15 protein-coding genes are annotated in these 20,967 nt (G+C 54.8%); 6 read left to right on the top strand and 9 right to left on the bottom strand.

What is annotated here, in order from left to right; translation table 11 throughout:
- Nucleotides 1-38 precede the first annotated feature (38 nt).
- Nucleotides 39-635: a hypothetical protein gene (locus tag SH573x_RS08950; RefSeq protein WP_479354295.1), complete on the top strand. Its 597-nt coding sequence runs from the start codon at nucleotides 39-41 to the stop codon at nucleotides 633-635.
- Between the two features lie 28 nt (nucleotides 636-663).
- Here SH573x_RS08950 and SH573x_RS08955 read toward each other — a convergent pair whose 3' ends face one another.
- The 6 genes from SH573x_RS08955 to SH573x_RS08980 all read right to left on the bottom strand — a co-directional run bounded on the left by SH573x_RS08955 (nucleotide 664) and on the right by SH573x_RS08980 (nucleotide 10,081).
- Nucleotides 664-1,713 (bottom strand): hypothetical protein, encoded by a 1,050-nt coding sequence (locus SH573x_RS08955; RefSeq protein ID WP_479354297.1) that lies wholly within the window; start codon nucleotides 1,711-1,713, stop codon nucleotides 664-666.
- Nucleotides 1,714-1,762: 49 nt separating this feature from the next.
- Nucleotides 1,763-3,388, bottom strand: a complete 1,626-nt coding sequence (locus SH573x_RS08960; RefSeq protein WP_479354298.1) for a serine/threonine-protein kinase — start codon at nucleotides 3,386-3,388, stop codon at nucleotides 1,763-1,765.
- The gene (locus tag SH573x_RS08965) at nucleotides 3,381-3,980 is read right to left on the bottom strand and encodes a sigma-70 family RNA polymerase sigma factor (protein WP_479354300.1); all 600 of its coding nucleotides are present in this window, start codon (nucleotides 3,978-3,980) and stop codon (nucleotides 3,381-3,383) included. The genes SH573x_RS08960 and SH573x_RS08965 overlap by 8 nt, the downstream gene beginning before the upstream one ends.
- Before the next feature lie 357 nt (nucleotides 3,981-4,337).
- Nucleotides 4,338-5,336: an IS110 family RNA-guided transposase gene (locus SH573x_RS08970; RefSeq protein WP_479354302.1), complete on the bottom strand. Its 999-nt coding sequence runs from the start codon at nucleotides 5,334-5,336 to the stop codon at nucleotides 4,338-4,340.
- 475 nt (nucleotides 5,337-5,811) lie between these two features.
- Nucleotides 5,812-6,927 carry a T6SS phospholipase effector Tle1-like catalytic domain-containing protein gene (locus tag SH573x_RS08975; protein ID WP_479354303.1) on the bottom strand — a complete coding sequence of 372 codons (1,116 nt, stop codon included), beginning with the start codon at nucleotides 6,925-6,927 and terminating at the stop codon, nucleotides 5,812-5,814.
- 31 nt (nucleotides 6,928-6,958) lie between these two features.
- Nucleotides 6,959-10,081: a M28 family peptidase gene (locus tag SH573x_RS08980; RefSeq protein ID WP_479354305.1), complete on the bottom strand. Its 3,123-nt coding sequence runs from the start codon at nucleotides 10,079-10,081 to the stop codon at nucleotides 6,959-6,961.
- Nucleotides 10,082-10,330: 249 nt separating this feature from the next.
- Here SH573x_RS08980 and SH573x_RS08985 point away from each other — a divergent pair, with 249 nt between their 5' ends.
- The 3 genes from SH573x_RS08985 (at nucleotide 10,331) to SH573x_RS08995 (ending at nucleotide 12,384) form a co-directional block, all read left to right on the top strand.
- Nucleotides 10,331-10,801, top strand: coding sequence for a hypothetical protein (locus SH573x_RS08985; RefSeq protein ID WP_479354307.1), 471 nt, complete (start codon nucleotides 10,331-10,333; stop codon nucleotides 10,799-10,801).
- A 186-nt stretch (nucleotides 10,802-10,987) separates the two neighbouring features.
- On the top strand, nucleotides 10,988-11,983 hold the full coding sequence (locus SH573x_RS08990) for a DUF1559 family PulG-like putative transporter (protein ID WP_479354308.1): 996 nt from the start codon (nucleotides 10,988-10,990) through the stop codon (nucleotides 11,981-11,983).
- A gap of 2 nt (nucleotides 11,984-11,985) precedes the next feature.
- Entirely contained in the window at nucleotides 11,986-12,384 is a 399-nt protein-coding gene (locus tag SH573x_RS08995) for a hypothetical protein (RefSeq protein WP_479354310.1), read from the top strand.
- 259 nt (nucleotides 12,385-12,643) lie between these two features.
- On the opposite strand, the gene SH573x_RS09000 is transcribed toward SH573x_RS08995, so the two are convergent.
- Both SH573x_RS09000 and SH573x_RS09005 read right to left on the bottom strand, forming a co-directional pair.
- Nucleotides 12,644-12,922: a hypothetical protein gene (locus SH573x_RS09000; protein WP_479354311.1), complete on the bottom strand. Its 279-nt coding sequence runs from the start codon at nucleotides 12,920-12,922 to the stop codon at nucleotides 12,644-12,646.
- 65 nt (nucleotides 12,923-12,987) lie between these two features.
- Entirely contained in the window at nucleotides 12,988-13,836 is an 849-nt protein-coding gene (locus SH573x_RS09005; protein WP_479354313.1) for a ParA family protein, read from the bottom strand.
- Between the two features lie 263 nt (nucleotides 13,837-14,099).
- Between SH573x_RS09005 and SH573x_RS09010 the strand changes: the two genes are divergently transcribed.
- Nucleotides 14,100-15,320: a 6-phosphofructokinase gene (locus tag SH573x_RS09010; RefSeq protein ID WP_479354314.1), complete on the top strand. Its 1,221-nt coding sequence runs from the start codon at nucleotides 14,100-14,102 to the stop codon at nucleotides 15,318-15,320.
- A gap of 179 nt (nucleotides 15,321-15,499) precedes the next feature.
- Here SH573x_RS09010 and SH573x_RS09015 read toward each other — a convergent pair whose 3' ends face one another.
- Nucleotides 15,500-17,983 (bottom strand): SurA N-terminal domain-containing protein, encoded by a 2,484-nt coding sequence (locus SH573x_RS09015; RefSeq protein ID WP_479354316.1) that lies wholly within the window; start codon nucleotides 17,981-17,983, stop codon nucleotides 15,500-15,502.
- A gap of 226 nt (nucleotides 17,984-18,209) precedes the next feature.
- On the opposite strand from SH573x_RS09015, the gene topA reads away from it, so the two are divergent.
- Nucleotides 18,210-20,900 carry a type I DNA topoisomerase gene (gene topA, locus SH573x_RS09020; protein WP_479354318.1) on the top strand — a complete coding sequence of 897 codons (2,691 nt, stop codon included), beginning with the start codon at nucleotides 18,210-18,212 and terminating at the stop codon, nucleotides 20,898-20,900.
- Nucleotides 20,901-20,967 lie beyond the last annotated feature (67 nt).

Consider the following 20,967-nt stretch of genomic DNA (forward strand, 5'->3'; position numbering starts at 1 on the left):
GCCTATGCCACATTAGGATACATGGGAGGAAGTGTACAATGGCCTATTCGATTCGCGGTTTGTTTGGAGTGTCGGGGCTGGTGGCGCTGTTTATGGCTGCAGTCTATTTGCGGTCCGCGCTGGCCATGACGCTGGTGACGCTGTTATATAGCCTCCTGATTCTACTGGGAGCTGCCTTTGCCTTCACCGCGAGCGACCACCGAAATTTCTGGAAAGGATTTGCGGTGGTGGCTATCGGGACGATCTTCTTCGCGCCACAGCTGGAAGTTTACAACCAACTATCAGCGCTGTTGTTTCGGCAACTGGTCGTTCCGGTGAATATCGCCCCGTGGACACCAGGAAATGTGCCGACTTTGCCACCGGCCGCTCTACCCAGCGGCGTGTCGGTGATACCGCCCTTGGCGACTGGAACTGTGCGACTCTCAGCATCGACAACTTACTCGCCCGTCTACCAACTCCCATCGTTTTATCCGATGGGTGGTGATCTTTATGGTGGGTTGCAAAAGCTAGTTGTGTTTTCGTGCGCGCTGGTTTTAGGATTTATTGGAGGAGTGGTAGTCCAGTGGAGCATGCGCGAACGTGAAAACAAAACGAGACTAGAGAATGACTCGCCAGTCTCGTCTGATTCGAAGTGAACAATCGAGAGTTTTCAAGAGTTCCGTCTTACGATTTGACCTCGTCGATCGGTGCTGGTGGCAGTACAGGTTGCGCTGGGGCCGCCGGAGCGACTCCGGGCGCAGGTGGGAGTGGCGGCACGGGTGCAGTTGCAGCTGGGGGTAGAATAGACAAGCCAGGCACGCGGATGGTCGAGGCAGGCAAGCTGTACGGGCCAATCGTACTGGTCAAACCGTGACGAGCAGATGTTTGCCAGGCGTTGGGAAATCCCAGCCCTTCGCTTTCATTCATCAGCAGTTCCATGCGCAGTTCGATTAACCGGTTCTTGGCATCGCGACGTTTGCCAATTTGTTCTTTCAGCGTGGCCAGTTGCTTTTCCAGTTCTTCAATTTGCTTTTCACGCTGCTTCAGGTCTTCATCGAATTGCTCGCCGAGCTTCTTTTCGATCTTCTCGCGAGCCGCTTTTTTATCTTCATCGCTCGCGTCCTTTGATTTCAATTTTTCAATCACCTTTTGCAGCTCTCGCAAATCTTGATTGCCAGCGACGGTGACGGTTGATATGCGTTGACCTTGCGCCGGTACTGCGATCATGCTATGAAGTTCCTCACCATCGGTGGTGGTAATGACTTCCCTAGCCAAAGATCCATCGGGCATTTGCTGCACTATAACTCGGTTGGTGGTTCCGAGAACGTTTTCCGTGATCACATCATCGTTGACCTCAGCCAGTTGGCCGTCAACGGCAGCCCGTGCGCGAGTGGCGCGGCGAAGGGCCGATTCAGCGGTGCGGGCGGCAGCACCTCGAGCCTTGGTTGCCTCGTCGCGAGCTTGCAAGGCCTTCAAGGCCGCAATCTGTGCCCGCAAGCCCACCAGGGAAGGATGATCATCGCCGACATCCGCCTTGAGCTTGACTTCTTTGACTTCCAGTTCGGTCAACTGCCGTTTAATCTCTTCCTTCATCGAATCCTTGATTCCAGCATTCGTTGGAACCTGGGCCACCGAAGTTGAAGGCGAAATCAATGTCGATGCTGCGCTTAGACCCACCAACGCAATGCCCACCGAAGCATAAAACCGAAGTTTAGAAAATAGTTGCCAGTTCATGAAAATTCCTTTTTGAAGTTTGAAGTCTGAAGTCTGAAGTCTGAAGTCTTTACTCGATTTGTAATTCGCTCTCCAACCGTCGCATCGTTTCCGAAAGCAGCTGGGCTTGAGCTTCGAAATCGTCTTCAACCATGGTCGCGTCGCTAAGCTCGGTTTGCATACGTTCTAGGTGCAAACGAATGCTGGCCGCTTGGTCGCTAAGTCTGGCATCGTCTGCCAGCCACTCTTTATATTCGTTAACGAGCGCTTCGAGGGACTTAGGTGGCTGAGTCGATTCAGTCACCACTGGCGCGTCGCCCGTGGTTGCAGAAGTACTTAGCAGTTCTGGCAGCCAGCGACCCAACACGATCAGCACCACACAGCCAACCAGCAAGGCTGAATAACGTAGCCAGGCCGGATACTCGGTTGGAGCCTGCGAGTCGATCACTTCGGCGGTAACCGGCTGAGCCGATTGGATCGACACACCTCGTTGCTGAAGATTGGTTAGCAGTTGAGCCAATTCGCGTTCGGCATCAGCGGCACTGGCCACACGCTGATCGGGCTTCTTAGACAGCAAGCGATCGACAAGTGCCGATACTTCGATAGGCACATCGCGATTAACTTCATTAAGTGGTCGATGGGCGAACTGACATATGCGATGCAACACAGCCATAGCGCTCGACGCGCGAAACGGAGGATGTCCGCACAGCATGAAGTACAGCACGCTGCCCAAGCTAAACAGATCACTGCGATGATCGATGTCTTCACCCAGAGCCTGTTCCGGTGACATGTAGTGCGGAGTTCCAGCCACGATACCGGTCTTAGTCAGCGACGCATCATCGACTGCGCGTGCCAATCCGAAATCGCTCAGCATCACGCGATCGATTTGTTCTTCCAGCAAAATATTCGCGGGCTTGACATCGCGATGCACCAGACCTTGAGCGTGCGCGGCGGTCAGTCCAGCAGCGGTTTGCTGAGCAATACGCAAGGCGTCGACAATCGGCAACGGGCCGTTGACGTCGACTCGACGTTGCAATGATTGACCAGCCACATAGTGCATGACGATAAACGGCGTCTTGGCATCCGATTCGACATTAAAAATCGGAATCACGTTGGGATGCACAACAGCTGCAGCCGCTTGAGCTTCGCGAGCAAAGCGACGGCGAGCCGATGAATTGTGCGCCAAGTGTGAAGCCAATACCTTGATGGCCACTACGCGATGCAAATCGGTATCGAAGGCCCGCAAGACCACGCCCATGCCGCCGGTACCCAACACGCGTTCGATCTCGTAGCGTCCAATGCGTCCCAATAACTCAGGGTGACTGGGTGGCTCGAGGAAATCGAGCGAGACGCGTTCACAATCGATCGGTGTATCGCTGGCCAGCGATGATTCGATCTCGATGGTCACCGAGTTGTTATGCCCGAGCGACTTGGAACCGGCCATATCCAGCGTGCCAGCGTAGTCTTCGAACATCCTCTCCCGTCGATCATCCAGTGGATCGTGGTTGGGCAAATCACTATCGGCCAAGGCCGATTGGGCTTCGGGCCACCACTTGGAGTCACCCAGAGCCAGTTTCTCGAGCGCCGGTTGCCATTGGGGCTGACGCTCCAGTTGAGCAACGGCGGCCTTGAATTCAGCGCTATCGGTATCGTTGGATTCCAGCAGCGTTTGGATGAACTTGGGTACCTTAGGCATCTTCGCTCTCCCACTGCTCGATCAATTCACGCAAGCGACGCAGCACGCGGCTGCGGGCGATATAAATGTTGGCTGGCGACATGTTCAGTTCGACCGCCGCTTGTTCGATCGAAGCATTCTCCACGCAAGTGCGCCAGAAGGCTTGCCACGTTCCGTCTTGGACTTGATCTCGTACTTCAATAGCTGCGGCGCGGAACAGTTCGCGACGGTAGTCCAGTTCAATCTCTTGAGTTCGCGATTCCCAGTCAGCAACTTGCTGCAGGTTCATCATCGCAGAGGTTTTGCCCGAGCCACCATCTGGGCGACGTTTGGCGACCAGGTTGATTAACTGGTTGCGAGCGATTCGGAACAGCCACGTACGGAACTTGCCGCGAGCCGGATCCGGTCGCCAATCGACTACCGCTCGGGCCACGGCGACAAAAACGTTTTGAACCAGTTCCCGCGCGTCAGCGTCTTGCAAGCCACGGCGGCGGGCAAAGCGGTAGACCAGCGGTTCGTAAATTGACGCAAACTCTTGCCAAGCCGCAGCATCCGTCGCTGTCGGCAGCCGCAAGATCAGGCTTTCGCGTGTGTGTGGTGATCCGACCATCATGTCGCTGGCCCCGTTGGCCCAAGGATTGAAACAGAGTCAATTTTAGTCTCGTGGTAGTACACACAAGCCAAAGCAGCCCATCTTGCACGTTAGGCGGTAGATTTTTGGGAATTTGTGACAGTCACCTCTCCCGCGAAGCGGGGGAGCGACCGTCTAGTTGGTAGTCAAGGAAGAATCTTAAATTTCTTCCCTTCGCTTGGGCATCTTGGGGGCCAGCCCCCAAACCCCCGGGATTTTTCAAGGCATGGCGCCGGTAACTCAATGTTTGATTTCCTACACTATGAACTGTGCTAAGTGAAACATAGCAAAGCTCTGCGGGGACGCAACTTTGTAAGGGATAACTTAGTCGCCGGTGAGTCAATGACCCGCCGAGCACGTAGCGCCCGTGGCCAGGCTGGCGACAGCTTGGTCACGTGCCTTCTTCTCGGGGTCCCACATCGTTTGCGTACGTACCATCTCGTGAAGGATCAGGAGCAGCTTTCGCATGCTCGCGATCAACGCCAGCTTCTTCGGTTTTCCTCGGCTTAATAACCTCGAATAGAATTTCTCGACCACTGGATTCTTTTTGGTTGCCACTAAGGCCGCCATGTATAGTGTACGACGCACCGTTGATCGACCTCCGCGAATGCGTCTCTTGCCATCGCTCTGACCGGTTTGGTTGGCCATCGGAGCTACACCAACAAGCTTGCCAATTTCCGTACGAGAGATTTTTCCAAGTTCAGGAAGTTCAGCACACAGAGTGACTGTCGTGATGAGACCCACGCCTGGCGCGCTGGAGATGATCCTTACGTTAGGTGTCTCTTTGCTCATCTCCTTGGCTTGCTCCTTGAGCTGCTCGTTCAGAGCTTTTAGCTGGTTTTTCAGCATTTTCAAGCTCTCTTCAACGAATTGCTTGACCGTCTCATCCTCAAAACGCAAGCGATTCTTCTCTTGGTTGATCATCGTCATGACCTGTACTCGACGACGCGTAAGCAACCGAAGCTTCTTCTCTCGCTCGGTAAGCGGCTTGGTCAAATGGACTTTGACCTGCTCACCAAAATGCCGAATTACTTTGGCATCAATGGTATCCGTCTTTTCTAGATACCCGTGTGCCTTGGCGTAGTAGTGAGTCTTGCGCGGGTTGACCACTGACACGTTGACCTTCGCCTCGTGTAGCAGGTCAACCATGATATTCTCATAACCACCGCTGCTCTCGCAAACCACAAGTGTCTTTTCAGGCTCTTGGATGCGCTCGATCAACTTGCCAATGGACGAGACCGTGTTGCTAATCGTTGAAGGCAGCTTGCCCTGGGAATCGGAAATGTCTAGCTTCTTGGAAGCTACATCAATGCCGATCACGCGATCATATGTTGTCATTGTAAACTCCTACCTAGTAAATTCAGGCTTCCTCGCACTTGGCGAAGAGCACTCAGCGACCGTTCGGATAGAAAACAATCAGCTGCCCGACTTCGCTCCCCCACGAGCTACAAATGTGTACATTCGTTCGGGGTCGATAAACTGTCTGGGTAGCTGAGTCCGACACCGTTGCAACGACGTCGAACATGAACATCTTAGTTGGCCGCTATATACTAGGTCGCAGACGAGGCGCTTGAGCCTTCGTCTGCGGGAGGAGGCACTGCGCTAGGCAAAACATCTGCGGTACTAACCACCTTCACTGCCCAGACCCCTCCCGAATCTCGCAAAGCCTCGATTCGACCTCCCCAAGGCGAAGCCTTGGAGAGGTGACAGTCACCTCTCCCGCGTAGCGGGGGAGGTCGCAGACGAGGCGTTCAGCCGAAGTCTGCGGGAGGGGGCACTGCGCCAGGCAAGACTTCTGCGGTACTAACCACCTCTACCGCCCAGACCCCTCCCGAATCTCGCTACGGCTCGATGCGACCTCCCCAAGGCGAAGCCTTGGGGAGGTGACGTTTCGCGCTACAACAGACTCATGGTATTGCGCACTTTCAGGTACCACGCGTGGTCGAAACACGTTGGGCGCAAACCAGCGCAGGCCTTCGGGTTTGGATCGTGTGTCCCATTGGCGACGAGGCAAGAACTCCATCAGGCGCCAGTAACCTACCGTCGAGTTATGAATTGTGCCCATGATATCAGGCGCGGTTCTTCGGCCATCGGCACCCAGAAAGTCGTTAACGATTGCATGATCAAACAGACAGCCCAAGCCGGCCGCCTCTTCGAACATCCACTGCAACGTTATTTTCGCCAAGCCACTTTCGGCTTCCGGGTAACCGCCACCTACATCGCCATGCGCACCATTGAACCACAGTTCGCGGAAGGTCAGATGCTGGCTGGCATTGGAAGGGCGAAAGAGGTTCGGTTGAAACGATGTCCTGCGTTCATGAATGGCCACCGCGTGACGAACGTGATCAATCGAAGGATTGTTAGCCGTGAAAGGCACGGTGCGCAGTTGCCATAACCAACCGATCGCGCTTACCGTATCGAACGCGCCCACGAAGTGAATTCTGATGGACTCGGGGCGCGAAAAAGAACGCTTGAAGCGATTGCCGGCTTCGAATCGTTTACTGATCGGCAAGTTGTGATGGTCGTCGGCATACACGGTCCAGGCCAATCGATCCAAACCGGTCAACTCCGGCTGGACCAGTCCCAAAAAATGAATCATGCCTGCCAAGGCTCGGACCGCATACGCGCCGCGGCTAAAGCCGAACAGATAGATTCGATCGCCGGGCTCCCAGGTCTTCACCAAGAATTGATAAGCGCGGCAAACGTTATCGCGTACGCTATGCCCAATCGCGCCGTCGAGTTTGCGATAGATCGTCTTGCTTAGCCAGGTTAGTTTACTGGGGTCCGAGACTGTCCCGACCCCAGAGTCGTAATAAACCGTTTGATGCTGGCTGCGAAGCAGCGACCGAAACAACCGCAGAATATTGGTCGAATCGCAGACCACATCGCTGCATGTGCCATCCACACAAATCACGATGTTCTTAGGCAAACTCGAATCCTTTCGTGCAAGCGCGTAGCGTTTATTGTCGGCTGCGCGGAGTGATCTTCAGATCGAGCTTCTTTCCATCTCTCTCGATAACTACCTTGACCTCTTCATTGATCTTCAAGGCTTCGATGGCATACGTATAGTCGTAAACGTTTTCAATCTTTCGACCAGCCAGTTCGACGATCACATCGCCACCCTTTAATCCCGCTGTGTCAGCCGGGCCGCCTTTGGAGACTCCGTCTAGCGGAGCCCCTTTGACTTCTTTGGTGTAATTGGGAATCGTGCCCAGCGATGCACGCAAGCTGGCCACAGCCGTCTTCTGAACTGGTTGTTCGTCGTTAAACGGAATTGGTTCGGTGGCGGTTAAAACATCGCGGGTAATCAGCGCCATCAGTTTGGCAGTGTCCGCAGCACCTTCGTAGTTCAGTAGTTCCGGAGTGTCGCGAGGTGTGTGATATTCGTTGTGAGAACCAGTAAAGGCCGACAGGATCGGCACACCGCGACGGAAGAAGGAACTGGCATCGGTCGGCAAGTTGCAATCATTCTGCAGCGACAGCGTCAAACCGGTCACCGCGTTGCGACGTTCGATGGCGCCATTCCAATAGGGCGAAGAGCCAATACCCTGCAGCACTAGTTGCTCGCGCATGCGACCGATCATGTCCATGTTGATGCAAGCCATGATGGCTGGATAGAGTTGGTCTTCGGCTTGGGCGGCGGCATGGGGATCGGCCGACTTAGATGGGTCTTTCTCTTTGGGTTTAGCAGTGAACATCAGCCAACCGGCGCGCTGCGGGAATAGATCGTCGAAGTGGTCGCAGAAGGCTTGCGAGCCGCGCAGGCCAAGCTCTTCACCGCTCCAGGCTGCGAACAGCGTATCTCGCTGCGTCTTGATCTTGCCGGACTTGGTTTCACTGGCCAGGTATTGAGCGACTTCTAACATGCCGGCCACGCCCGAAGCGTTATCGTCAGCTCCGCGGTGGATGCCGCCGACTTCCTCTTCTTTGGCCAGTGAACTACCACCGGCTCCTGTACCCAAGTGATCGATATGGGCTCCCACTACCACTAAGTCATGAGGTTGATGATGCGCATCGGTAGGTGGCAGTGCCGTAGGTTCGGTGGCTGGCAACAGAGCCAGTACATTGCGACCACGACTGGTGACCGGTTCGATGTCGATATCGCAAGCCAGTTTGACGCCTTCGATCGCAAATCCTGGAATGGCTGCACCGCTATCGAATTCCTTTTGCAGTTTGCCGAGATCCTTGCCGACTTTGGTAAGCCACTGGCCAGCGAGTTCATCCGAGACGCTGATCACCGCCAGGCTGGTTGTGCCCAACGTTCCATCCATCGACAGAGGCACCAATTGTTGACGCACCGAGCTAGTCGGACCACTAACGATGATTAGACCTTTAGCCCCGCGCTCGCGGGCGGTCATGGCTTTGTAACGCGGTACGCTGTAAGCCGACAAATGCTGGCGACGTTCAGGAGTAATTTCTTGCGGCAAGAAACGAAAGACGAGTACCCATTTGTCTTTGACGTCTAAGTCACCGTAGCTATCGTATGCTTCTTGCGTATCCGACTTGGGGGCCACGATACCGTAGCCTGCGAAGACCACGTCGGTAGGATCCACATGGCCATCTTCAGCAAAGAACAGTGGTCGCCATTGTTTGTCGACTTTGTAAGTTGTATCACTGACGGTGAGAGAGTTCTTAGGTCCGAGCTTGACGTTGGATACAAACTCAAATTCCTGGAAGAAGGTGCCCTTCTCTCCTGCCGGAAGCATGCCGAGACTTTCCAAATACGCAGCCACATATGCGGTTGCTTTGCGTTCGCCTTCGGTACCTGTCAATCGTCCACCCAGTTCAGGTCGGCACAAGTAATCGACATGCCGACCGACGTCAGCAGGGGCGATCGTGGCGACGCTGGCCTTGAAGGCTTCGATGGCAGCCTGGCCGTCAGCACTAGTATCAATGTTGGCCACAGCAGAATCTGTATCAGATGCTGGCTTCTTGGAGCCAGCGGCGGGTAGTTTCAACAGTTCACGGGCGGCCGCGTCATTCCATTTGGCTTCGAACAGCTGCGATTGCGAGCCGGCGTTATTGCTGGTCCAGACCAAGGTATTGCCACCAGGTGGAAAGACTGGCAGTCCATCAAAGCCCTTGCGATAGCTGACGCGCACCGGTTCTTGCTGACCCGCGCGATCGACCATGTAGAGTTCGAAGTTGGCAAAGCCATGTTTGTTGGTGGCGAAGATCAAGTAATCACCGCTGGGGTGAAAGAACGGCGCCCAACTCATCGCTTCCATGTGAGTTATCGCGCGCTGATCGGAGCCATCGACATTCATCAGCATGATCTCGGCCAAGGCGCCGTTCTCACTGAAGCGTCGCCAGCAAATCGATTTGCCATCGGGTGAAAAGAACGGTCCTCCGTCATAGCCCGGTTTATCGGTCAGTCGGCGAACTTCGGTACCGTCTGCCTTCATGATGTACAGTTCCATCGCCCATGAGGGATCGGTTTCGAACTGCTTTTGTTGTTCGGGCGAAAGTTTGTCAGCGTAGGCACTGCGATTGGATGCAAAACAGATCCACTGACCATCGGGCGAATAAGAAGCCTCGGCGTCGTAGCCCCGCTCGTTGGTTAGGCGCGTGTACTCTTTACTCTCGATATTAAACGCGACCAACTCGTAGGTTTCGTCGTAGTCCCACGCGTAGCGTTTGGTTTGTCCCGACTTGCGAAAATCGATTTCTGCTTGTTGTTTAGCCTGAGCTTCGGGGTCGTACTGAGTTGACGCGAAAAGGACATGCTGGTTGTCAGGATTAATCCAAGCGCAGGTGGTCTTGCCGACGCCAGGCGAGACTCGGTGAGTATCTCCCGTCTCGCGGTCCATCAGGTAGATCTGAAAGAAGGGATTGTCAGCTTCACGCTCGCTCTGGAAGACCATGTAACGACCGTCGGCGCTGAAGTAACTTTCGCCGGCTCGTTTGCCTTCGAAGGTTAGTTGGCGGATACCCGAAAGTAGTTTGCCCTGTGCAGTCGCGGCGGCGGGCGGGTCGCTGTCGACGATATCAGCTTCTTGGGCTTGGCCAGCGCGGTTGGCAGCCAGCGCCAGCAGCGCCAGGGTGGCAGCGAATAGATAACGACACATGGAGGTAGGAGTCATATGGAAATTCTCTGTCGGAAGTATGGCGGGTGTGTCCCATAAGTGTATCGCTGATACCGCCAGCTTTGTAGAGCGGCTGTCCCCAGCCGCTCAGCAGTCGCTCTGAGCGCTTGCATGCTGGAACGGGAGGACCTTCGCCCTCCCGTACAAAAATACTTGCATTCCCTGCGACACTATGCCTATACTTAGGAGTCAGTCTAGGCCGAAGACTTGTCTACTATCTCATCTGTTGAATTCGAGCGTTGCACTGTGATTGATTGGCGTTGCATCAAACCGTCTAGCCCAGGTAGCAGGTTTTACCTGCGCGGGCTGACGTTTGGCTTGGCGCTAACTCTGGTCAGTCTGCTGTGTAGCGGTCGTGCAGCAGCTGGTTGTCACTATGGCAACGGAAAGCAGTTCGCCAAAGCCACCGCTGCGCAGGACCCGCGTGGTCATGTGCGAAACTTTCGCTTTCTGGGACAGCTAGTCTACGAGGGTGGTGATATCAAGTATGTGGCTTGGCAAGCGACACCTGCCTGCCAAGGACCGAATTGCCATGCGAACGAACCGGTACCGGAATTGGCAGTGGCTCCGATCCATCATTCGCAGCGCTTGACTGGCGCGAGTGCGATGACGCTAATTCAATCAAGATCGAATTCTGAAACGATTCTGATGTGGCTCTCCGCCAGTGATCTCTCTCCGTTCACTGGCTATCCTCACGAGCATGAATATCCGCCGTAGTTGAGGGTGGACTCTTAACCGGAAGATGCTGCGCGCATTTTCCATTCTGGTTGCATGCTCAAGTTTAAAAAAGCAGGCTGACGCAACACGTTGGCAATCCGCTTTTTGACATAGCGTCTTGGTCCGCAGCGACTGCGCTGGTCGAGTTACATCCATCTATCAATACATCCGTTTCAGGATTTTATCATGTCATTGTTTTCAAATAGCGTGCGCGCCAACAAGCGTACTGGTTTTACGTTGGTTGAGTTGTTGGTGGTGATTGCCATTATCGGCATCCTGGTGGGACTGCTCTTGCCAGCGGTGCAAGCGGCGCGTGAGGCTGCGCGACGCATGCAGTGTAGTAATAATCTCAAGCAATTCGCGTTGGCGATGCATAACTACGAATCAAGCTTTAAACGTTTTCCTTCAGGCAACTTGGTTGGCCCTTCTTTCGCAGTGGGACTGTCGGTGCATGCACGACTGCTGCCGCTGATGGAGCAATCTTCGCTGTATCAGATGGTGGATTTCAACTATCCGTACAATCATGCGAACAACCTGAATGCACGCATGCAGAAGATTCCTATCTTTTTGTGTCCATCAGACGATTTCAGCAAGTTGCCCGTAACACTCGGCGGGCCCAACAGTTATTACGGTAACTCGGGCACCAATATCCTGGCGAGCTCGCCACCGACACTCTCGAGCGATCCGAACTTTGGCATGCCTGAGTGCAATGGTGTGTTCTATCGCGACAGCAAGTGCAAACCGGCGGACATTTACGACGGGCTATCCAACACGATTGCATTTTCCGAGAAGCTCTTTGGTGATGGCAGCAACGCCATCGCAACGGCTATCTCCGATACACTTCAGCCCGGTACCTATCCGGCCAATGCCGATGAAGCTCGCCGCGATTGCCTGGCTGTCGACGTGACGGACCTGAGCAAGCAAGGTTATTCGAACGTCGGAGCGCCTTGGTTGCAGGCCTATCATTCGTCCACGCTGTACTACCATGTGCTCGAACCGAATAGCCGTTCGTGCATGTATCCACCGGGACGCATTGCTACGACGGCCGGCAGTCGTCACACCGGTGGCGTGATGGTGGCGGCCTGCGATGGCTCAGTGCATTTCGTTTCCAGTAGCCTGGACTTGACCATCTGGCGCGCTCTGGGCACGCGGGCTGGCGGCGAAGTGGCAACGGAGTTTTAGTAGTGACCAAAGATTCATGCCCCCTGGGCTTGAACTTGGGACACTGGTCGCACTGGATAAGCAGCATTTTGCTAGTGATGGTCGTCGTAGGCTGTGGATCGGGCAATCCGACATCCGATCCACAAGCCGCGCGAGAGTTGCTGGATGAAACGCTGGCAGCCTGGAAACAAGGCAAAACGCCAGAAGACCTGAAAGCCCAATCGCCCGCGATCTTCGTGGGCGATGTGCGCTGGGCCAAAGGTTCCAAGTTAGCCGAATATGAAATCACTTCCGACGGCGAGAATCATCAATCCAGCCTGCGCATTCCAGTGCGTATGAAACTGGTCGGTGAATCGAAGGCACGCGAAGTGTTCTACTGGGTTACTACTTCGCCTGCGCAAACTGTAACGCTGGCTGAGTAAGCCGTAGGCGTTAGCCTCGGTTGCTTAGAGAGATCGTACAGCTTTGAACGGTTGAGTTGCCAAGGGTTTTCTCCTACTCCTACTCCTACTCCTACTCCTACTCCTACTCCTACTCCTACTCCTACTCCTACTCCTACTCCTACTCCTACTCCTACTCCTACTCGGAGAATTTTCGAGTAGGAGTAGGAGTAGGAGTAGGAATCAAGCACGGCACGCGCGGGCCAATGTCTGCAATTCGGCGAGTGGTGCCATAAAGCGCTTACGGCTTAGGTGCGCCTTCGATGTCTTTTAGCGAGCGGCCGAGACGTTTGCGATTGTTTTGGCCGCCGCTGCGTGGGCCGCTGTTGCCCGACAGCTTGGGTGCAGCGCCGGCGGCAGCGGTAACCGGTGCGCCGTTCTGCAAGAAAGCGATGACATCGGGGTGCAGTTCTTCGGTGTTAGCAGGTGTGCCGATCTGATCAATGGCGTCGCTGACACCTAAGAGCACCGATTGACGAACTCCGTCACGTATCCAACCGAAAAAATTGATGTTGCTCATTCTGGTCTCCATTTTCACTTGAATGTATTGTGCTGCGATTGATGTTGTGGTGGTTCGCCAGCTGATTAGCTGGCTACTGGTGTGCGCTTGTCGATGGGCAATGTGTGTCGCTGGAAGGTGATGCCATCGTGCAAGGTCAAGAATTCGCGGGCCAGCTGTCGATAATCTTCGGCACCATTGGAGGTCGGCGCATATTCGATAATCGATTGACCAAAGCTGGGTGCTTCGGCCAGGCGAATGTTGCGGCGAATGCGAGCTTCGAAAAAGCGTGCCCCGGCCCACACGGTGGAACCGGCTGATTGAGCGTGCAAGAAATCTTCGACATCGCGTGTGACTTCAGCGGCCAGGCGTGTGCTCGATTCATACATGCACAAAACAACACCCGAGAGTCGCAGGCCAGGATTGAGGCGTTTGGCGACGATCTCAATGGTGCGCAAGAGCTTGCTCAAGCCGTGCAAGGCCAGGAAGTGTGGTTGCAAAGGCAAGAAGACTTCATCGACGCTGGTCAGCGCGTTGAGCGTCAGCACGCCTAGCGAGGGTGGACAATCGAGGATCAAGTAATCGAACTGCTCTTCGTCCAGTTCCAGTTTGTCACGCAAGATGACTTCGCGTCCTACTTCACCGGCCAATTCGAGTTCAGCAGCCGCCAGGTCCAGATGGGCGGGTACTACTGCCAGGCTGGGTGAAATCCAACGACGAGCGTCAGCGATCATCGCATCGCCGCACAATACATCATAGATATTGACTTGGTGATCAACGACCGAGATGCCCAAGTGCAGCGATGCGTGGGCTTGTGGATCCAGATCCATCACGCACACGCGTTTGCCGCTTTCGGCCAATGCCGCCGAGAGGTTGACTGCGGTCGTGGTTTTGCCCACGCCGCCTTTTTGATTAATGACCGCTATCTTGCGCATGGTCGTTGACTCCATTCAGTTCCAGGTCGGATGCCGCAACCGATTTTTTTGCCGATCCGTCCACAGGTGGCTCGGGGTGCAGCGAAAAGCGGGATTGGGTTGGGCGGATCGTTCGGACTATAGCGAAAGACCACCCCAACCCGCCATAGCGTTTTTCGATCATGACCCGGGCACAACCGCTCAAAACGACCTATGGTTACGTGCTAGCATTACAGGCCCCTGTTGATGTTTCCTTCAAATTCATCCCATCGACGGGCACTTACATGTCAACCAAACCAGTTCCGCGTATCGGTATTCTTACCAGTGGTGGCGACTGTCCCGGCTTAAACGCCGTCATTCGCGGGACGTACAAAGCGGCTCGTCAATTCGGTTATGAAGTCATAGGTTTTCAGCGCGGCTATGAAGGGCTGGTCGACCCGGTCAGCTATGTGCACCTGGATGACCAATCCACAGCTGGCATCTTAATCCAAGGCGGGACCATTCTGGGTTCGACCAATAAAGGTCGCTTCGCTGCCATATCAGGTGAAAATACGCGCATCGACCTCGATCCCAAATTAATTCGCGCCGTGCGTCAGACTCTGAATGATTTGAACGTGCACGCCTTGGTGTGCATCGGTGGAGATGGTTCGCTGGCCGTTGCACAGCAATTTCATGAATATGGAATTCAGGTAGTTGGCGTACCCAAGACGATCGACAACGATCTATCCTGCACTGCCTTTACCTTTGGTTTTGATTCAGCCGTGTCCTGCGCGACCGATGCGCTCGACAGGTTACATACAACCGCAGCCAGTCACGAACGGACGATGGTCTTGGAAGTAATGGGTCGGCATGCAGGCTGGATCGCGCTGCATGCGGGCATCGCTGGTGGAGCCGATTGTATTCTGATTCCCGAGATCAAATGGACTTACGAAAACATATGTGCGAAAGTGACAGCCAGGCGCCAGGCCGGCCGCAACTTTACGCTGGTGATTGTGGCTGAAGGAGCCGAATTGCCTGAAGGCGATGTGGTGACGCGCGAGCCCGACGCCTTTGATCGACGCACCGGTGAACCACGCCGCATCGAAGATCGACAGATACGTTTGGGTGGCGTGGGCGATCGCATTGCTCATGAACTGGGGCACCGCCTGCGCAGCGAGACTCGCAGTTTACTGCTGGGGCATTTGCAGCGTGGTGGAGGCCCGACTCCGTTCGATCGTTTCTTGGCAACGCAGTATGGAGTACATGCGATGCGCTTGGTGGCCAGTGGCCAACATGGACGCATGGTTTGTTATCAACCACCCGCAGTCAGTGACGTAGCGATTGCCGATGCGATTGGTCAACTAAACAAAGTCGATCCAGAAGGCGCCGCCGTGCAAACGGCTCGCGGCCTGGGGATCAGCTTTGGCGATTGTCTGCCCGAGCAGAATTTCATGGTTACCCAAGCAGGCGTGGTACCTTTTGTACCCGTCGTGCCCGCCATGGCCGATTTCAAACTGCCGGTGTGATTGCCCTGTGGCATACGCTTCCAGCCTGTGTTCGCTGTGGCATAGGCTTCCAGCCTGTGTGCGCTGTGGCATAGGCTTCCAGCCTGTGTTCTCTGTGCGGACTTTCGGTAGATCCACAATCGAAAGCCTTGACGGCTTCCGCTACGGTACTCACTGGCCTTCCGCGGAACGAAAGGCAACTAATTCATTAGATCTTGATCGCTGGCTAGCCATTGAACGTTTAGAGTGCGTTCGATGTTCTTGTACCAATCGGAGAAGATATCGCGACGTTCGGAGAAAGCCACCTGTCGAGCGCGACCGCGGCTGACTTCGAAGTTCTGACGCAACTCTTCGACACCGGGTGTCGTTTCCAGGACACGAACTACATAGAAGGTGTTCATGCCTTGGTTGGGAGCGACCACAAATTGACCCGCGCTCGATTTGAAGACCTGCTGCATGAAGACGTCGCCGACTGCGTCCAGGCCGTTAACGAAGGTGATCTCCGGGGCTTCGAACATTTGTCGTGGCGGCGTCATCCACGTGAATGGTACTGGATTGATCAGCAAAGCTTGTTGCTCGGTGCTGAGCGTACTCTTCCAGGGGTCATCGCCGGCTTTGCGCAGTTTTTCTGCGAGCTTCTCAGCTGCGTCGCGGGCTACTTCACGTGCCTTGATCGACTTCCAGGCATTTTCCACTTCAACGCGAACTTCGCTTAGCGGTGGTGTATAAGGCGCGATCTCGGATGTCTTCCAGGATACAAACTCTTGGAAGTCGGGCTGCGTGACATTCGACATGTCGATGAACGTGGAACGCAAAGGTTGGAACAGTTCAACCATGGGCGACATGATGACATTCACTAAAGGCGTGCTTTCGATAATGCTACGACCCAGCGGTGTTTCGCGCAGGCGTGTGCCACTGCTCATGCCGGTTGTCGCAAACAATAGCCCTTCAGCTTCGGCCATCTTCTTGGCATCGATTTCGCGTACAGGTTTATCGCTCTTCTGATTGCTCTGCTCGCGAATCAACTCTAATTCTTTATCTTGTTTGTAGCGATCCACTTCGGCTTTGATCTTGTCCAATTTGGCTTCCAATTGATCGCGAACGATCCCCAAGGCCAGCGAACGAGCGATGTCATCTTTGGCTTCTTCGAAAGTTCGTGTGCGCATTGGCGGCGAAGCTGGTGCGGGCGGAGTCGTCGGCGTGGTGGCCGATGGGGTTACCGGCGTGGTGGGCGGTACGGAACCTTCGGCGGTGGGAGTAGTAGTCTGTGTAGCTTCGGCCGGAGCGGCAGGTTGCTCGGTTGGCGTCGCAGTGGTGGCTGGCTCTTGTGCAGGAGTAGCGGCAGCCGGCGCGGGTTCAGTCGCCGGCGTTGGTGCAGGCTCCGTGGCCGCTGGCGTGGGTTCTGCGGCTGGCTCTTGAGCGGCTGGTGCAGCCGGATCAGCTGGTGCAGCCGGATCTTGAGCAAACGAGACCAATCGCACTTGGCTGTCAGTGTCACCTAAGCGTGACTGCTTAGGAGGCTCATCGACTTTGTTCTCTTCGGGCTTGGCATCTGCCGCGGGTGCGTCAGGAGTTGGATTATCCGCAGGCTTCTCTTCAGCCGGCTTCTCTTCAGCCGGCTTGGTCTCCGCAGGCGGCTTGGTCTCCGCAGGCGGTGCTGCGGGAGATTCGTTGGGTGTAGGAGCAGGTGGTTGACCTTCGTCGGGCTTATTCGCCGTACCCTCAGGCTTGGCGGTTTCAACTGGAACTTGCAGTCCACCCAAGCCGACCAGGCGGTCATACTCGGCCTTCAAAGCCTCGGGGGTCAGCTTGGCTTTTTCGTCTTCAATCAGTTTGTTGTAGCCACCATAAACGTAATGGATATCGGCTTGATAGTGACGTCGGAAGCCTGGCTCGGGGTTTTCCGAGCTGGGGAAGGTGTTAGCGCCTAGTTCGTACAGCGATCGCAACTCGGAATCGGTCGGCGTTTCCTTGACATCAGCCACGTATTCGCTGGTCAGGATAGGGAAAGCTTCGACGCGTGCGGCTTGGTTGAGCTTTAAATAGTTTTGCCAGAGGCTGCCTGGTGTTACCAGCGGATTGCCTTCGTAGTTCACGCCGGCCAGGGCGATGCGTTCCATGACCACGGCGGAAAGTTCCAAGGCAAGTTGGCGGTACAGACCCCGTTGAGTCAGGTCGCGACCGTTGGTATCGGTCAGAATTTTGGTGAATTGCTGGGCAGAAATCTTGTTATCGCAATACATCCGTATGAATTCGTCGATAACTTTGTCGTCAAAGTCGATGCCCAGCTGTTTGGCGCGTTGGTTGATAATGACCGTTTGGCAGACCGCGCGACTGGTCTCGAGCATGGGCAGGCCCAAGTCTTCGACGCGTTTTTGATTGGGGTCATAACGGAAGCCGGGCACTTTGGGCATTCCGCCGGCTTTGATGACTTCGCGGGCCAGGGCTTGCAAAAAACGCACGGTCCTCGCGTGCTGCGTGCGCATGCTTTCCAACGAAGCTGCCGTGATTTTCCCATCTGACCAGCGCACCACGACTTCATTTCCCGGCATACTATTGGAGCGCATGACATCCATGAAGCTCTCGATGCCCGGTGCGACGATAAATGCCAAAATGGCTAGCAGGACCAGACCGGCCATCCAATATGTGCGGTGCTTGCGAAAAGTTTCGAACGGGCTGGACATCCGGCAAATTCCTTATGTGCTCGGCAAAATTCGTAACGCGGCGATTTTAGGCCTGGCAAACCAAAACACAAGGATACCAGCTAGCGGTGAAACTGCGGAGACCTATTTTTTGCTTCGGACATCCGGTTGACCGGAGCCCCTGCTTGTCGCTAGCGTGTTAGGCTCCTAAAAAGTCCGAACTATCTCGACGCAGACCGTCGAGCCACATTTGAAAATCTGAACGCCTATGAGTTCTCGACCCGGAAAATCGTTGGTGATCGTGGAATCACCTGCCAAAGCCAGGACCATTGCCAAGTTTTTGGGCAAGGACTTTACTGTTGAAGCCAGTATTGGGCACATTCGCGACTTGCCGCAAGGAGCCAAAGAACTCCCCGAAAAGTTCAAATCCGAGCCCTGGGCCTACCTGGGAGTCAACGTTAACGAAGACTTTACGCCCGTTTATATTGTGCCGCCGGACAAGAAGAAACAGGTCAGTAAGCTCAAAGATCTCCTGAAAAACGTCGACCACCTCTACCTGGCGACGGACGAAGATCGCGAGGGGGAGGCCATTTCGTGGCACCTGTTCGAAGTTCTAAAACCCAAAGTGCCTGTGCATCGCTTGGTATTTCACGAAATTACCAAAGAAGCCATTCAAAATGCCCTGGCCCAGCCACGCGATATCGATGAAGGGCTGGTGCGGGCTCAAGAAACTCGCCGCATCCTGGATCGCTTGTTCGGTTTCGACGTTTCGCAACTGCTGTGGAAAAAAGTTGGTCCAAAATTATCGGCCGGCCGCGTGCAAAGCGTGGCTGTGCGATTGATCGTCGAGCGCGAGCGGGAGCGGATCGCTTTCCATAGCGCCACATATTTTGATTTGATCGGTCGCTTTGCCACTGGTATTGGTCAACAATTCAACGCCGACATGGTCAGTTACCAAGGTCGACGCATTCCTTCGGGCAAAGATTTCGACCCTGCCACCGGCAAGATCAAAGATCCCAACCTGTTGCTGCTGGACCAGGACTCCGCGGAGAAACTGGTCACCGCTTTGCGCTCGGGCGACTATCGCGTCATTAGCGTCGATGTCAAACCGTTTACCGAACGTCCCAAAGCCCCGTTCACCACCAGTACGCTACAACAGGAAGCCAACCGCAAGATGGGCTTCACCGCGCGACGTACGATGCAAGTTGCGCAGAGCTTGTACGAAAACGGTTACATCACGTATATGCGTACCGACTCGACTTCGTTGGCTGCCGAAGCCGTTCGCGCGGCTCGCGATCTAGTGCAGCAACAATACGGGGCTGCGTTTTTGCATCCGACCGAACGCGTGTACAGCACCAAAGTCAAAAATGCGCAGGAAGCTCACGAAGCCATTCGACCAGCCGGCCATCCGTTTCAGTTGCCGGAGACGTTGCGCGGTGAATTGGATCACGACCAGTTTCGCCTCTTCGATATGATCTGGAAGCGAACGATCGCTTGTCAAATGGCCGACGCCAACAAAGAACGCGTTACTGTCAGCATCGAATCCAACGGCGCTGTCTTCCAGGCTTCAGGTACGACCATCAAGTTCGAAGGTTTCTTGCGGGCTTATGTCGAAGGCAGCGATGATCCCGATGGTGAATTGGCACAGCAAGAAGTTTTGTTGCCAGCCATGGAAAAGGGTGACAAGCTTGACCTAAAGCAGCTCGATGCCAAATCGCATACGACTCAACCACCTGCCCGCTTTACCGAAGCTTCGCTGACGCGCACGCTGGAAGAACGCGGCATCGGTCGACCGAGTACGTATGCGTCGATTATCGACACGATTCAACATCGCTCGTATGTCTTCAAGAAAGGCAATGCGCTGGTGCCCAGTTGGACCGCCTTTGCCGTGATTCGACTGCTCGAAGAACACTTGGGTTCGTTCGTCGACTATGACTTTACGGCGCAGATGGAAGATTACTTGGATGCCATCAGCCGCAACGAACATGGCTTTATTGAGTACTTGAAACAGTTCTACTTCGAGCCGAACAAGGGGCTCAAACCCTTGATCGATAACAAGGTCAAAGAAATCGATCCGCGCGAAACCAGTCGTTTTAAACTGCTGGACCCAGAAGGCACCCAAGTTGAAGACGTAGTGGTGCGAGTGGGACGGTATGGTCCCTTTGTCGAACAGGGTGAGCGCAAGGCCAGCTTGCCCGATCAATTGGCTCCTGATGAAATCACGCTGGCTAAAGCGCTGGAGTTGCTCGAAGGCGCGGCCAAAGGTGAAGAGCCTCTGGGAAATGATCCTGAGACTGGCAAACCTATCTACGTCAAGAACGGTCGTTTCGGACCCTACATTCAACTTGGCGATAACGACGATACCGAAAAGCGCAATGCTTCGATCCTGAAAACGATTTCGCCAGACGAAGTCAACTTGGAGGTCGCGCTTAAGCTGCTCACACTGCCACGGACCTTGGGTGTGCATCCGGAAATGAATGAGCCGGTGGTCGCCCGCGACGGTCGCTTTGGTCCCTACGTGCAGTGCGGCTCCGAGACGCGCAGTCTCGCTGGGGTCTCGCCAATTGATGTGACCTTCGAGGAAGCCTTGCACTTACTGGCTCAACCCAAGACGGTCGGTCGCGGCCGGGCAGCTGCTGCCAAGAAAGAACCGATTAAGACGCTCGAAGCGTCACCGGTGACCAGTAATCCAATCCAAGTGCTGGACGGCCGCTATGGTCCTTACGTGACCGATGGCGAAACCAATGCCAGCGTACCTAAGGACATGGATGCTGCCGAGCTGACCTTTACCCAAGCCCTTGACTTGCTAGCGGCGCGAGCGGCGATGGGCGGCGGCAAAAAGAAGAAAACGGCCAAGAAGGCACCGGCCAAGAAAGCTGCAACCAAAAAGGCCGCCACCAAGAAAACTGCGACCAAGAAAGCGCCGGCCAAGAAAGCCAGCAAAAAGAAATCGTCGTAATTTCGCATCCAATTTCATAGTTTGGGTTGTTTCCAAATTCGAAATTTCACATCTGGCCCCGGGACCA

It is taken from the genome of Rania fehmarnensis, assembly GCF_056494185.1.